General features: G+C 44.6%; 10 protein-coding genes. 7 read left to right on the forward strand and 3 right to left on the reverse strand.

What is annotated here, in order from left to right; translation table 11 throughout:
* Positions 1-25: 25 nt before the first annotated feature.
* On the reverse strand, positions 26-1,801 hold the full coding sequence (locus WBS51_RS11175; protein ID WP_226853607.1) for a DUF885 domain-containing protein: 1,776 nt from the start codon (positions 1,799-1,801) through the stop codon (positions 26-28).
* A gap of 158 nt (positions 1,802-1,959) precedes the next feature.
* Here WBS51_RS11175 and WBS51_RS11180 point away from each other — a divergent pair, with 158 nt between their 5' ends.
* Complete coding sequence (locus WBS51_RS11180; RefSeq protein ID WP_291681780.1) at positions 1,960-3,198, forward strand: hypothetical protein; 1,239 nt, start codon at positions 1,960-1,962, stop codon at positions 3,196-3,198.
* 88 nt (positions 3,199-3,286) lie between these two features.
* Positions 3,287-4,567, forward strand: a complete 1,281-nt coding sequence (locus WBS51_RS11185) for a galactokinase (RefSeq protein WP_291681778.1) — start codon at positions 3,287-3,289, stop codon at positions 4,565-4,567.
* 72 nt (positions 4,568-4,639) lie between these two features.
* Here the strand turns inward: WBS51_RS11185 and WBS51_RS11190 are convergent, their stop codons facing one another.
* On the reverse strand, positions 4,640-6,817 hold the full coding sequence (locus tag WBS51_RS11190) for a YhgE/Pip domain-containing protein (protein ID WP_294461217.1): 2,178 nt from the start codon (positions 6,815-6,817) through the stop codon (positions 4,640-4,642).
* Positions 6,817-9,363: a YhgE/Pip domain-containing protein gene (locus WBS51_RS11195; protein WP_173749427.1), complete on the reverse strand. Its 2,547-nt coding sequence runs from the start codon at positions 9,361-9,363 to the stop codon at positions 6,817-6,819. The genes WBS51_RS11190 and WBS51_RS11195 overlap by 1 nt, the downstream gene beginning before the upstream one ends.
* 785 nt (positions 9,364-10,148) lie before the next feature.
* Here WBS51_RS11195 and WBS51_RS11200 point away from each other — a divergent pair.
* Genes WBS51_RS11200 through phoU form a run of 5 tightly spaced genes read left to right on the forward strand, consistent with a single transcriptional unit; the run spans position 10,149 to position 14,257 of the window.
* The gene (locus tag WBS51_RS11200) at positions 10,149-11,069 is read left to right on the forward strand and encodes a substrate-binding domain-containing protein (RefSeq protein ID WP_173749428.1); all 921 of its coding nucleotides are present in this window, start codon (positions 10,149-10,151) and stop codon (positions 11,067-11,069) included.
* Between the two features lie 26 nt (positions 11,070-11,095).
* Entirely contained in the window at positions 11,096-11,968 is an 873-nt protein-coding gene (gene pstC, locus WBS51_RS11205; RefSeq protein ID WP_173749429.1) for a phosphate ABC transporter permease subunit PstC, read from the forward strand.
* Positions 11,961-12,839 (forward strand): phosphate ABC transporter permease PstA, encoded by an 879-nt coding sequence (gene pstA / locus WBS51_RS11210; protein ID WP_173749430.1) that lies wholly within the window; start codon positions 11,961-11,963, stop codon positions 12,837-12,839. Before pstC ends, pstA begins: the two co-directional genes overlap by 8 nt.
* Positions 12,840-12,848: 9 nt before the next feature.
* Complete coding sequence (gene pstB, locus WBS51_RS11215; RefSeq protein ID WP_111920569.1) at positions 12,849-13,604, forward strand: phosphate ABC transporter ATP-binding protein PstB; 756 nt, start codon at positions 12,849-12,851, stop codon at positions 13,602-13,604.
* Complete coding sequence (phoU, locus tag WBS51_RS11220) at positions 13,604-14,257, forward strand: phosphate signaling complex protein PhoU (protein ID WP_173749431.1); 654 nt, start codon at positions 13,604-13,606, stop codon at positions 14,255-14,257. The genes pstB and phoU overlap by 1 nt, the downstream gene beginning before the upstream one ends.
* Positions 14,258-14,260: the final 3 nt, after the last annotated feature.

A 14,260-nucleotide genomic window follows, 5' to 3' on the forward strand; every position in this document is an offset into this window, starting at 1 on the left:
GCAGGGGGTGTCGGCTCTTTTTGCTTCAGTACCGCATAAGCAAATATTTTTTCACAATGGGGAAGGGCGCGGGCCCGATTTCCAAAAGGTTTTGATGAAAGAGTTTTAGGTTGAAATCCGTTCCCTGGATTTCCTGGACATTGCTTTTGAGCGCTGTAAAATTTAAAAATCCCAGATAATATTTCAGGTAGTTGGCAGGATTTTCTACGATGTATTGAAAGATTTCCCGGCAGGCATTTTCGTCTGTAATGCCGAAACTTTTCAAAAGTTCCTGAACGGTTTGCAGATTCCAGCCGGTATCGTGGATACCGATATCCAGAATGGAGTACAGGCAGAGGGTGACGGAGCGGTTCAGGCGGAGAAATTCCATAACCTCCGGGTCTGTCTGCAGGAAGCAGCAGCTGTATTCATAAGCCATATTTTCCACATAAGTGGCCCAACCTTCCACATAACCGCTGCAGCCGAGAAGATGCCGGATGGGGGGACAATCCTGCTTTCCGAAATAGACGGTCTGGTACAGATGGCCGGGAAAACCTTCGTGGGCCAGGGTGGTGAAACGCTGGACATCTGAGACGGTAGTGCTTTGGTTAATGTAAATGGTATTGGGTGTCAGAGTATCCACAGGCGGCGTGAGATAAAAGGCAGGACTGGAGAATTCTTCCATGGAATCCGGAACGTATTTTACTTCATAGTCTTTGACCGTCAGTTTGGGAAAATCGTCTGTCATAACCCGGCTTAAATAATCCAGCATTTGTTCCGGAGAGGAGGAAGCAGTCTGGGGAAGTTGTGCTGCTTTTGTAAAAATGTCAGGGTCTTTCTGCACCAGATTCTGAATTTCTTCAAAATCCAGGAAGAGCTGCTGATACAGATGTTTCTGAATTTCCCGGACAGAACGATAGTCTCCGGTACTGCTTTTTATCAGATAAGCATAGTATTTTTTGCCCTCTGGAAGGTGACAGAGTCCCCCTTGGTTTTTCCCGCTTCCCTTCAATTTTTCCAGACTTTGTGCAAGGGATTTATAGGCGGGAAAGACACAGTTTTTTAAGATTTTTTCGTGTGTTTTTATGTAAGAATCCCTCTGTTTTTTGCTTATGACCTTGAGTTCCGTCAGCTTCTGAACCCGGTCTTTAAAAGTCTCGGAGAGATAGTGGGAGTTTAGGTCTTCACAAAATTCTTTACACTGCTGTACGGTCCGTTCTGCGCTGTCGTCGCTCATGAAGAGTCCCTGGCGGGATTTTTCCTGCTCAAACTGCTGGATTTCCTTAAAATAATCCGGGAGAGAAGTGAGCAGGGAGAGATAGTCTTTGACATCTGCCGGGGTTCGGAAAGTATACTCTGCCAGAAGGGCAGGAAGCTGAGCCTGTATTCCAAGATTGGGACTAAGGGGTTCCTGAAGCAGATAGCAGTTTTCAGAGGAGAGTTCTGTGGCAAACTGCAGCCGCAGGATATCATAAACCATTTGATTTTCTGTGGAAAGTTTGGAGGCAGGAAAACGCTCAAGCTGCTTTTTCAAAGCCTTTATGGAGTCGAAATTTTCCTGCAGATTCTGGGGTTTCATACTGCCAAGGCTAATGCTGTAATTCTCTATATTGTATTTTTCAGGATAAGCCAGAGTATAATGGAGATTCAGCGTATTGGATGAAAGTTCCTGGCAAAAAAGCTGCCGGGTAAAGGCTTCAAAGCGTGTATCCCAGGAGGAAAAAGGACGGGTTTTCAGACAGAAAAGCGAAAAAATGCCAAGAAGCAGAAGAAAAACAGCAGCAGTGATTTTGCGGGAGAATCTGAAAGAAAACTTTTTCAAAGGAGGGCCTCTTTGCATAAAATACTCTTTACAGTGTATGAAAAAAACGGCAGGGTATGTGTATTTTTCATGGAAAAGGCCATACCTTTGTGTTAAGATTTCTTATATAGGGAAAACTTAGTGATAGCAGGAAATCCGTCATGGAAGGAGAGATTTTTTTGAAAAAGAAATGGATACTTCTGACAGCAGCTTTGCTGTTGGCGCTGGGAGGATGTCAGGGAAAGGATGAGACTGTGGTACAGAACGAGGAAGCATTTCGGGAATACGAAGTGAATTTGTCAGATAAACTTTCAGATTTTCAATTTGCCATGAACGAGGAAGTTTACACCCTTCCGGAAAGCATGGAAGTCTGGAAGGAGCGGGGATGGGAAATCCCCTCTGACAGGGGAGAAGAACATCTGGAAGCGGAATCTTTTATAGAAGGGGAAAGTCTGAAAAGAGGAGAAGACACTCTGACAGCAGCATTTGTCAATCAAGAGGGGGAAAGTCGGACTCTGGAAGACAGTATGATAGGCGGTGTGACTTTGGAATACCGGGAAGGGGGCACCGTGTACCAGCTTCCGGGGAAACTCTGTCTGGGAAGGGCAACTTTGAACCAGGTGACAGAGCAGTACGGTCCACCTACGGACGAGTATGAAGAAAAAGAGGATGTCTATGTTACCTATGAATTTGGTCTTTACAAGAAGGCAGAGTTTGTATTTCATATAGAGGATGAAACCCTTTATCGGGTTTCTCTGCAGAACTACCGCGCATCCCAGGGGGCAGATGAAGAGGTGAGTAAAGAGGAGCCTCAGGCCGTAAAGGAATATGAGAGACCGGAGCAATTTTCGGAAAATCCCAGAGATTATGTGGTTTCTTATGATAATCAACTGTACCGTATTCCCGCACCGGTGTCTGAGTTTGTAAAACATGGATGGAAAATACAGGAAGAGGGTTCGGATACCTATGTAAAACCCGGACGCCACGGATATGTAACGCTGGAAAAAGATGGCCATACGCTGTATGCAGTGGTGAGAAATTACGGAGAGCAGACCATTGCTGTGAAGTATGCATTCCTCACCAGTCTGTCGGGAGATTTTGATGTGACAAAAGTGCCGGTTGCTGTGGGGAACAACATTACACTGGGGATGTCAGAGGAAAATATGAAAATTCTTTTGGGAGGAAATGCCTTTGAAAGCCAAGAGGAGGAAAAGGGAACTTCTTATTATTTGTATTCAGATGAGACGAAGAAAAATTTTGTCCGGATTTTCATAGACAAAGACCTGGGTCTTGTACGGGAAATTCAGGTATCCAACAGCCCGGAAAGTCTTTCGGACGGGAAGGAAGAGGAAGTTTCCGGGGAAGAACCGAATTCGACAGTCCTTCCCGACGAAAATAAAGTGCCCGCAGAGGAATAAATCCAGTGGCGAAAAGCTGCCGGGTATGATATGCTCTTTATAGACAAAAAATTCTAAAAACTTACAGGAACAAGGAGGAGGAATTGACATGAAAAATTCCGCAGTTTTAAAGGAAGAATTACGTCAGGGGAAACACAGTGCATTATTTCAGGATATTTACCTGGATGAAAGTCTTCTGGAATATCAGAACAGAAGGTATGCAGAGGCAGTAGCAAAATTTGAAGAATTATTTGGGGAAAAGGAAGTGGAAATCTACAGCGCTCCGGGAAGAAGCGAGGTAGGCGGAAACCATACAGACCATCAGCTGGGCATGGTGCTTGCTACTTCTATTAACCTGGACGCTATCGCAGTTGTCAGCAGAACAGAAGGAAATCTTATTCGTGTGGTATCAGAAGGATACGACATGGTGGAAGTGGATATTGAAGATTTAGAAGAAAAGGCTTATGAAGAAGGAACCACGATTGCCTTAATCAGAGGTGTGGCGGCAAATCTGAAAGAAAGAGGATATAAGCTGGGTGGATTTGAAGCCTATATTACCAGTGATGTGCTTATTGGCGCAGGTCTGTCTTCCTCTGCAGCTTTTGAAGTCATTATCGGAACCATACTTTCCGGTCTGTTTAATGATATGAGTATCAGCCCGGTTTTGATTGCCCAGGCAGGACAGTTTGCAGAAAATGTTTATTTTGGAAAGCCAAGCGGTCTGATGGATCAGATGGCTTGTTCTGTAGGCGGCCTGATTCACATTGATTTCAAGAATCCGGAAGAACCGGTGGTAGAAAAAGTACCGTCTGATTTTGAGGCATATAAATACAGCCTGTGCATTGTAGATACAAAAGAATTCCATGATGATTTAACCGAAGATTATGCAGAAATTCCTGCAGAAATGAAAAAAGTGGCTGCATTCTTCAAGAAAAAAGTGCTTCGTGAAGTGGACGAGAAGGAATTTTTCCAGCAGATATCAGGACTGAGAAGTGTTCTGGGTGACCGTCCGGTACTGCGTGCGCTGCATTTCTTTGAAGAAGAGAAGCGTGTGGAAGCACAGGTACATGCTCTTAGAAACGGAGAATTTGAGGAATTCTTAAAATTGGTGAAAACATCCGGAGATTCCTCTTTTAAATATCTGCAGAATATTTATACCAACAGAAACGTACAGAAACAGGCCATGTCCATTGCTTTGGGCGTCAGCGAAAGCGTCCTTGGCAGCCACGGTGTCAGCCGTGTTCATGGAGGCGGCTTCGCAGGAACCATTCAGGTCTTTGTAGAGAACAGCTTTGTAGAAGAATACAGAAAAGCTATGGATAAGGTGTTTGGAAAAGGAGCCTGCCATGTGCTGAAGGTACGTCAGCATGGCGGAATCCATGTGCTGTAAAGAATGGCCATAGAGCAGAAAAAAATACAGGATTTTTTAGGAGACTGCCGTTTTCAGCAGTCTCCTTTTTACTTAAATCACATGGGTGCTTTCCAGTTTTTCCATGAAAGCATTGTTCAGTCGAATGACTGGTTTTCTCAGAAGCAGTCCCAGCAGCAGGGAGGGAATCAGGAAGAGAGCCAGCATACCCATTTCCTGCCAGTAGTTATTTCCATAAAATCCTGCTATACATTCCCGCATGGCGTTCATGCTGTGCGTAAACGGAAGCAGAGGATAAACCTTCTGGAAAAATTCCGGCGCCACCTGAATGGGGAAAGTACCGCCGCTTCCAGCCACCTGCATAACCATCAGAACCACGCAGATGGCTTTTCCGATATCCCCGAAGGAAACGGACAGGGCGTAGATGATGTTTACATATACCATGCTGGTAAACCAGCCTGCCAGCAGAAACAGGAGGGGGTGCTTGCACTGGATGCCCAGAAAGTACAAATCGCCCAGGCAGATAAGCCCGCTCTGAAAGAGCCCAAGCAAAAGAAACAGTACCATGCGTCCCAGATAAAGATGCCGTTGTTTTGGGTTTTTCAGCTTATCCATAGTGGTTTGGGAAACGGCTGTCTTCAGCATGGCTGCCATAATGACGCCGCCTACCCAGATGGCCAGTGTGGAGTAAAAGGGAGCCACTGCAGAGCCGTAGTTTTCGATTCCGTAAAGCTTGATTTCCTTCAGCTTTACAGGAGAAGCCAGAAAGGAACTGATGGTTTCCGGGCTTTCGGACAAAATGGTTTTTAAGGTCTGCTGTCCTTCGCTGTCCGGGGAAGCCAGGGCCGAAATCGCAGTATTTAGCTTATCTGAGGCTTCTTTTAAGAGCGCTGCGGAATTGTTCAGCGTCTCTTCTGCCTGGGTCAGGTCGGAAGAAGCCGTGTCTGTAATATCGGAAATATTTTTTACACTGTTGTCCAGCTCGCTCATAAGACCGGCCACAGAGTCATCTGCACGATTCAGGTTTTCTGTAAGGCTGTTCAGCTTGTCTTTTACGGAAATTTCATATTCTTCTTTCACTGCAGTTACAGAATCTTTACTCTGGGAAATCAGGGTATCCATATCGCTTTTTAATGCGGCAGCATCCGATACCGCTCCTGTGACATCAGAGGCTGCGTTATCCAGTTTGTCTTTTACAGCAGTCTGTCGGTCAATCGCTTCCTGTATTAAGTTTACAGCCGGGCGAATAACAGGTTCCACCACAGGGTAAGCGTCTGAAACACTTGTCAGAGAGTCTCGCACGGTCGTGTATCCGTCAATGATTTTCTGTACCCGTTTACTGATTTCAGACAGGGAATCGGCAGCCGCAGCCGCATCATTGGAATAGGAGTTCAAAGCGTTGTCGATTTCATTCGATACAGCCTGATAGAAGGCTTCGTTTTGTGCCATGGCATCGCTGATGGTTTGTGTTGTGCCGGAAACGGCAGTATTCAGAGAATCTGCGCCGTCGGTGGATTCTTTCAGCCGGGAAAGGGTATCTTTGGCTCCGGTCCGGGAGTCTTCCAAAAGGGCAGATGTGGTTTTCAGCATTTCCGTTCCTGCACCGGCCATGTGAGAGAAAGCCTGCACTGTATCAGAGGCGGCAGACAAATCAGAAGAAATTTTCGTCAGGTTTGCCTGGAGATTGGAGGCAATGGAATCGTCGCCTGCCTCGGCCTTAGAGGTATTTACATAGTCCAGAGCCTCCAAAGCCACTTCGGATACAGTTTCTGTAAAGGTGCTGTTTATTTGCTGCTGAACCGTTGTGGCGCCTTTGGAGGTTACCTTGGGGGCAATGGCATTTTCTTTTTCATTGGTGTAGTAAATGATTTTCGGGTGCTTTACGTCAGAGGAAAAAATACTCATCATATCCTGGGTGAAATCCTCCGGCAGCACAATGGCGGCATAATATTTTCCGGATTTTACACCGTCAGCCGCTTTTTTGGCAGAGGTAAAAACCCAGTCCATCTGTTCGTTTTCATGGAGTGTGGAAAGTACCTCATCTCCCATGTTCAGATGGATGGAAAGCAGTTTTCCGGTGTATCCCTTATCCGAACTTGCTACGGCAATTTTAATGCCCTGCGTGTTGGAATAAGGGTCCCAGCTCGCCGCAATGTTAAACCATGCATACAGAGTGGGCATTACGAGAATTCCCATAATGACTACCATGGCAATGACATTGTTGTGTATTTTCTTTATGTCATTACGGAAAATAGAAAAAATATTTCTCATCAGTCGTTCTCCTTTCTGCGGAAGGTTTCCAGCATCTGTTCAAAGGACATGCCTGCCAACTGCTGCTGTTCGGCCAGTTTTGTGTGAATGTATTCTATAATAATCAGCCACAGGCAGATGGCGATAATGGAGACAATCCAGAGCACCAGGAAGACCAGCTTGGATTCCAGACTGAACATGAGTATCAGGAATATCAGCGGGATTATGAGAATCGCCAGAAAACCAAGGCGAACCATTTTCCTGTAGTTTTTCTCAAAAGCCTGTGCTTTTTGGGTGGTCTGCAGCTGCAGCTCCTCCTGTGACAGGGAAGCCTTTAAAAGGAGAGAAAGCTGTGCGCTTCGACCCGGCTCCCTGCCCGGTGTATCGGAAATCATAAACTCCGTTTCAGACAGCTTCAGGTCAAATAAGTGATTAAGCCCTGCCAGCATAGGGCGCAGCCCAAGTCCTATAAGAAGGAAAACCGGTATATAGCAGAGCAGAAGCAGCATATCTTTTGCGTAGACGTTTCCATACATGCCGGCAATACATTCCCGCATGGCGCCTACCCCGTAGGTAAAGGGCAGAAGCGGGTGCAGCTTCTGGAAAAAAGCAGGGGTCATTTCCACCGGGAACGTACCGGAGGAGCCCGGAATCTGCAGGATAACCAGAATGACGGCCAGAGCCTTTCCGATATGCTTAAAGGTCAGGGAAAGGACATAAATAATCGTTACATACACAAAAGAACAAAGCATGCCCGCAGCCAGCATGGCAGCAGGATGTTTGCACTGGATTTTCAGCAGCCAGATATCTCCGGCACATACAATCAACCCCTGGAATACGCCTATGAAGACAAAAAGCAGCCATCTGCCGAAAAATCCGGAGACAGGACGAAAAGAAGGAATCTTTTTGTCCCGGTCTACTTCCAGCTTCAAAATGGCAATGAGGACAATGCCGCCCACCCAGATAGCCAGGTTGGTGTAAAAAGGAGCCATGCCGGAGCCGTAGTTCTTCATAGAATAGAAGGTTTTCGTCTCAATTTCAGCCGGAGAGGCCATAAAAGAGGAAACGGTTTCTGCGTCAATGCCTTCCAGTGAAAGGAACTTCTGGAAAGAATCAGAGCTTACAATGGCATTTACATCGGTGCGTACAGTGTTCAAATCTTCCTGAATCTTAGCCAGGGCAGTCTGTGTGCTGTCCAGGGCAGTCCGGGCATCTTCCAGTCCGGTTCCAAGCTGGGTCAGTGCTCCTTTTATCTGGTCAGCGGAGGCAGGAACATTGTTTAAAATCCCGGAAAGCTCCCCGGAAAGCGCAGAAAAGGTATCCAGAGACTGACTGAGTGCAGGCAGGACGCTTTCGTTTAAAGAAGAACGCAGTGTGTGAAGCTGGTTCAGGTTCTCTTCAGTAAGGGAGGTCAGTTCTTCTCTGGTAGAGCCGGTGACGGAAATAGCATTTTTGATTCCGTCATTGCTGGCTGTAAGGCTGTCCACCAGTTCTTTATTGCTTTGGTTGTGTTCCTGCAGTTTCTCAATGGCTGTTCCGATTTCATCCGGTACAATAGGGAGGTACTGGGAAATAACATCATTAATTTCCTGCATTTTATTCAGAATCTGACCGTTTAAGTCTACTACGCTATTTACGTTATCCAGAGCATTTCCCACATGCCCGTTGATTTTATCTGCCTTGGATTCCAAATCCGTCAGCCCTGCAGAGGCGGAGCTGTTTGCCTGATTCAGAAGCAGTTCCCCATCAGAAAGGGACTTGGAGAGAACAGAAGAAAAGGAGCCTGCCGCTGTTCTGGTATCTTTAAGCAAAGAATCTGCGTCCTTTAAGGCAGAAGCAGAGGATTGGGCAGCTGTCTTCAGATTATCAGAAGTTCCCTGTGTGTCCGAAATCAGAGATTTACTGCTGTCTGCATGGGTACGGAAGGTATCCAGAAGAGTTTCATATTCAGCGATATTCTGCTGGGTTTTGTCCAGCATATCTGTAATCTCAGAATTTACGGAGGTTACAGTTCCGGAAATATCACGCACAGCAGTTTTCAATATTTTGGAAACCGATTCAGAGGCTACAGAAGAAAAGGTGCTGTTAATCTGTGTCTGAATGGTCGTAGCCCCGGCGTCTGTAATTTTAGGCGCTACGGCGTTGGGTTTTTCATTTATGTAGTATTTTAATTCCGGAATTTCGATTTTGCCGGATAAAACGCTGACAAGAGAACTACTGAAATCATCAGGAATGACAATGGCAGCATAGTATTTGCCGGATTTCACGCCCTTTATGGCCTTTTCTTCGGAAACAAATTCCCAGCCCAACTGGTCGTTTTTCTTCAAATTATCTATAATTTCCTTGCCGGCGTTGATGGAGAGGTCTTTTTTCACCGCTTCTTTGTCATTGTTTGCAACAGCGACCTTTACGCCGGAAGTATTTCCATAGGGGTCCATATTGGCGGCGATATTCACCCATGCGTATAAAGAGGGGAGAATCGTAATGCCGATAAGAACAATCAGAGCCACGGGATTCCCCGCCAGCCGCCGCAGGTCGCGGAAAAAAATCTGAAACGATTTTTTCAAAACATACACTTCCTTTCTATAATTATAACGGAAATATTATCGTACAAAAAAAGGAAAAATGCAACGGTAATATTTAAAAGAAGTTTTAACCGAAAATGGTTGGATTTTGGGTTACATAAGAATACCGAAATAACAGTCTTCCCGTCGAATGTAGAAAAGAGCGGAAACACTTCTGTTTTTATCAATTATTGTCAGAATATTCACGTTTGTAAAAAATATACAAAGAATGTCGAACTGTGGAAAGTTTCCCACATCTTATCCTCAAAGTTATACACATTAAAAATTTCTCAAGACAGGGGAAAAGTCCAGTTATACACCAAGTTATCCACATTGTCCACAAAAATGTGTGTGGATGAATGTGATTTACATAAAGAAATAAAGAACAAAGGTTTTGTGTACTTGTTATAAAAAGGGTTTTTTTGTGGAAAAAAGGAGAAAAAGAGTTGATTTTTCTATAGTCAAATTTTTAACAGGAAGAAATACAATTTGGTGAAATAACGAAAAAATTAAAATAATTGTCTGATAATATCAGTTTACCATAATTTATAAAAGGGTAGAAGATATTTAGGTGAGGAACGTTTGTGTATCTACTATATATTGTAAAAACAGGTGAAATGTAAAATGGGGGTCTGCTTTTGTAAAATTTGGATTTTACAAATATTTAACCTTTTTACGATTGGTGATTTTACAAAACTTTTTTATAGTTGATGTTGTCAACAGGAAAGCAAAACAAATTTAAAGGATAAATAAAAAACGAAATTTACAGTGAAAAGGAGATTCTGGTAATGAAGAAGAAAGTATTAACAGCAGTACTCACAGGTGTTATGGTATTTGGTATGGCAGCATGCGGAAGCAATGGAGAAAGCACTTCTGATGCGGGCAGCGACTCCGGTTCTGATAAGGAAGCAAGCGCAGAGGCGCCTACAGGAGAAATTTCGGTAATTTCCAGAGAAGATGGTTCCGGCACAAGAGGTGCATTTATTGAACTTTTCGGTATTGAAGAAAAAGATGATTCAGGAGAAAAAATTGACAATACAACGGAAGACGCGCAGGTTACCAACAATACTTCTGTTATGATGACCAGCGTGGCAGGAGACCCGCAGGCTATCGGCTATATCTCTTTAGGTTCCCTGGATAAGTCTGTAAAGGCATTGAAAGTAGATGGCGCAGAAGCAACAGCAGAGAATGTAAAGAACGATACTTATAAAATTTCCCGTCCTTTCAACATTGCTACTACAGATAAAGTAAGTGAAGCGGCACAGGATTTCATTGATTACATTTTAAGTGCAGAAGGACAGAAAATTGTAGAAGACAACGGTTACATTGCAGCAGCTGCAGACGCAGCCGCTTATGCGGGAAGCAAACCCTCCGGAAAAATTGTAGTGGCAGGTTCTTCTTCTGTAACGCCTGTTATGGAAAAATTAAAAGAGGGATATGAAGCTGTAAATCCGGATGCAGAAATCGAAATTCAGCAGAGCGATTCCACAACAGGTATGGAATCTGCTATCAGCGGTGTATGTGATATCGGAATGGCTTCCAGAGAGTTAAAAGATTCTGAAACAGAAGCTGGTTTGAAGGGACAGGAAATTGCCCTTGACGGTATTGCGGTGATTGTCAATAACGAAAACGCTATGACAGATATTACATCTGACCAGGTAAAAGAAATCTATACAGGTGAAGTAACCGACTGGGAAGATTTACAGTAATCACAGAGGAATAGGAGCAAAGTGCGATGAAAGACATCAAAGAAACAGTTATGAAATATGTGTTTCTCCTGTGTGCATGCGCTTCCATTCTGGCAGTTGTTTTGATTTGTCTGTTCCTGTTTGCCAATGGTGTTCCAGCCATTGGCAAAATAGGAATTTTTGACTTTCTGCTGGGAGAAAAATGGAAGCCGGGCAACGATATTTACGGGATTCTTCCGTTTATTCTGGGAAGTATTTATGTAACCGCTGGAGCCATTGTGATTGGTGTGCCGGTGGGAATCCTGACCGCTATCTTTATGGCAAGATTTTGTCCGCCAAAGCTGTATCGGTTTATGAAGCCAGCCGTAGACCTTTTGGCAGGAATTCCTTCTGTTGTATACGGCTTCTTTGGTTTGGTGGTTCTGGTTCCTTTTGTCCGTGATTTTTTCGGAAGGACACTGGGATTTGGCGGAAGCGGCGCCAGCATGTTTACGGCATCGGTCATGCTGGGGATTATGATTCTGCCGACCATTATCAGCGTAGGGGAGTCTTCCATCCGTGCTGTGCCCAACAGCTACTATGAAGGCGCTCTGGCTCTGGGCGCTACCCATGAAAGAAGTGTGTTCTTTACGGTAGTCCCGGCAGCCAAATCCGGTATTATGGCAGGCATTATCCTGGGCGTGGGAAGGGCCATTGGAGAAACCATGGCGGTGATTATGATTGCGGGAAATCAGCCCCGTATGCCAAAGGGACTCTTTAAAGGAGTCCGTACTCTGACTTCTAATATTGTTATTGAAATGGGATATGCGACAGACCTGCACAGAGATGCACTAATCGCAACAGCCGTAGTTCTGTTCGTGTTTATTCTGCTGATTAATCTGTTATTTTCATTGGTAAAGAGGAGAGGAACAAATGGATGAGGCAATTCAGCCAATTAATGTACAAAGCGCAAAACAGAAAATAAAATCATATTCCCACAATCCAGGTTCTCTGATTCTGGCAGGACTTGTGGGACTTGCCGCACTGCTTACTGTGCTTACTTTAGTGTTTATTGTGGGATATATTCTCATTAAGGGAATTCCCAATCTGACTCCGGAATTATTTCAGTTGGAATACAATTCTGAAAATGTTTCCATGTTTCCGGCCATTATCAATACCATTTGTATGACTGTGCTGTCTCTGCTGATTGCAGGGCCGTTGGGAATCCTGGCGGCTGTTTATCTGGTAGAGTACGCCAAAAAAGGCAATAAACTGGTTTCTCTGGTTCGTGTGACTGCAGAAACCCTGACCGGAATTCCTTCAATTGTATACGGACTTTTCGGTATGCTGTTTTTCGTAACGACCCTGCATTGGGGCTATTCTATGCTGGCAGGCGCTTTTACACTGGCTATTATGGTACTGCCGGTGATTATGAGAACCACGGAAGAAGCCCTTCTTTCCGTACCGGATACGTTTCGTGAGGCCAGCTTTGGTCTGGGAGCAGGACGCTTGAGAACCATTTTCGTTGTCATTCTTCCTTCTGCAGTTCCGGGTATCTTTTCCGGTGTGATTTTGTCTATCGGACGTATTGTGGGAGAGACGGCGGCTTTGATGTACACGGCGGGAACCGTGGCAGAACTTCCAAAGAGTGTGATGTCTTCTACAAGAACCCTGTCTGTGCATATGTATTCCCTGGCAAGTGAAGGTTTATATGTGGACCAGGCATACGCTACAGCCGTAGTGCTTCTGCTCATTGTATTGATTATTAACTGGATATCAGGAAGAATTGCGCGAAAGATTAAGAAAGGATAAACAGAAACTATGAGTAAGTTTTCGATTTCCAATTTGGATTTATATTATGATAACGGTGCGTTTCATGCGCTGAAAAACATTAATCTGGAACTGCAGGAGAAGGAAATTACCGCTTTTATCGGGCCTTCCGGTTGTGGAAAATCCACACTGCTGAAATCCTTAAACCGTATGAATGACCTGGTGGAGGGATGTAAAATTACAGGAAAAGTGCTGCTGGACGGGGAAGATATTTACGGAAACATGAATATCAATCTATTGAGAAAAAGAGTGGGTATGGTGTTTCAGAAACCAAATCCCTTTCCTATGAGCATTTACGATAACATTGCCTATGGTCCCAGAACTCACGGAATCCGTTCTAAGGTAAAGCTGGATGATATTGTAGAGCGTTCTCTTAGAAATGCGGCTATCTGGGATGAGGTCAAAGACCGTTTGAAATTAAGCGCCCTGGGAATGTCCGGCGGTCAGCAGCAGCGTCTCTGTATTGCCAGAGCTCTGGCTGTAGAACCGGAAGTGCTTCTCATGGACGAGCCAACTTCTGCCCTTGACCCTATTTCTACGTCTAAGATTGAAGAACTGGCTGTGGAATTGAAGAAAAATTATACCATTATTATGGTAACCCATAATATGCAGCAGGCAGCCCGTATTTCGGACAAGACGGCGTTTTTCCTTCTGGGTGAGGTTGTGGAATACGGAGAGACGGAGCAGATATTCTCCATGCCGAAGAATAAGAAAACGGAAGATTACATTACGGGGAGGTTTGGATAATGAGAAAGAGATTCGACCAGCAGCTTGAAGAATTGAATGTGGAATTGATTAAGATGGGGTCGCTGTGTGAAAGAGCCATCCGAAGAGCCGTAGAGCTGCTGCAAAATCCAGAGGACACCAGAGTCAGCGATGTAGACCGGATTGAAGAGGAAGTCAATCACAAGGAACGTGAGATAGAGACCCTTTGCATGAAGCTGCTTTTGCAGCAGCAGCCGGTGGCAAAGGATTTGCGTGAAATTTCTTCTGCGCTGAAAATGATTTCCGATATGGAAAGAATCGGAGACCAGGCGCAGGATATTGCGGATATGGCCAGATTTATGCAGGTAAAGGAAATTGCCCACAAAATCCATATCGGGGAAATGGCGGAAGCCACTATTAAAATGGTAACAGAAAGCATTAATTCCTTTGTAAAAAAGGATTTAAAAGCAGCCGCAGCTGTAGTAAAATATGATGATGTAGTAGATGATTTATTCTTAAAAATAAAAACAGAGCTGCCGGCCATGATGGAAAAGGATTCTAAAAATGCTGAGTATTATATTGACCTGATTATGATTGCCAAATATTTTGAGCGCATCGGAGACCATGCCGAGAATATTGCCCAGTGGGTGGAATATTCCATTACAGGCTCGCATCAAGAACTCAGACAGGAGTAGTGA

Origin of the sequence: Blautia acetica (assembly GCF_038739805.1) — a bacterium.
Lineage (GTDB): Bacteria > Bacillota > Clostridia > Lachnospirales > Lachnospiraceae > Blautia.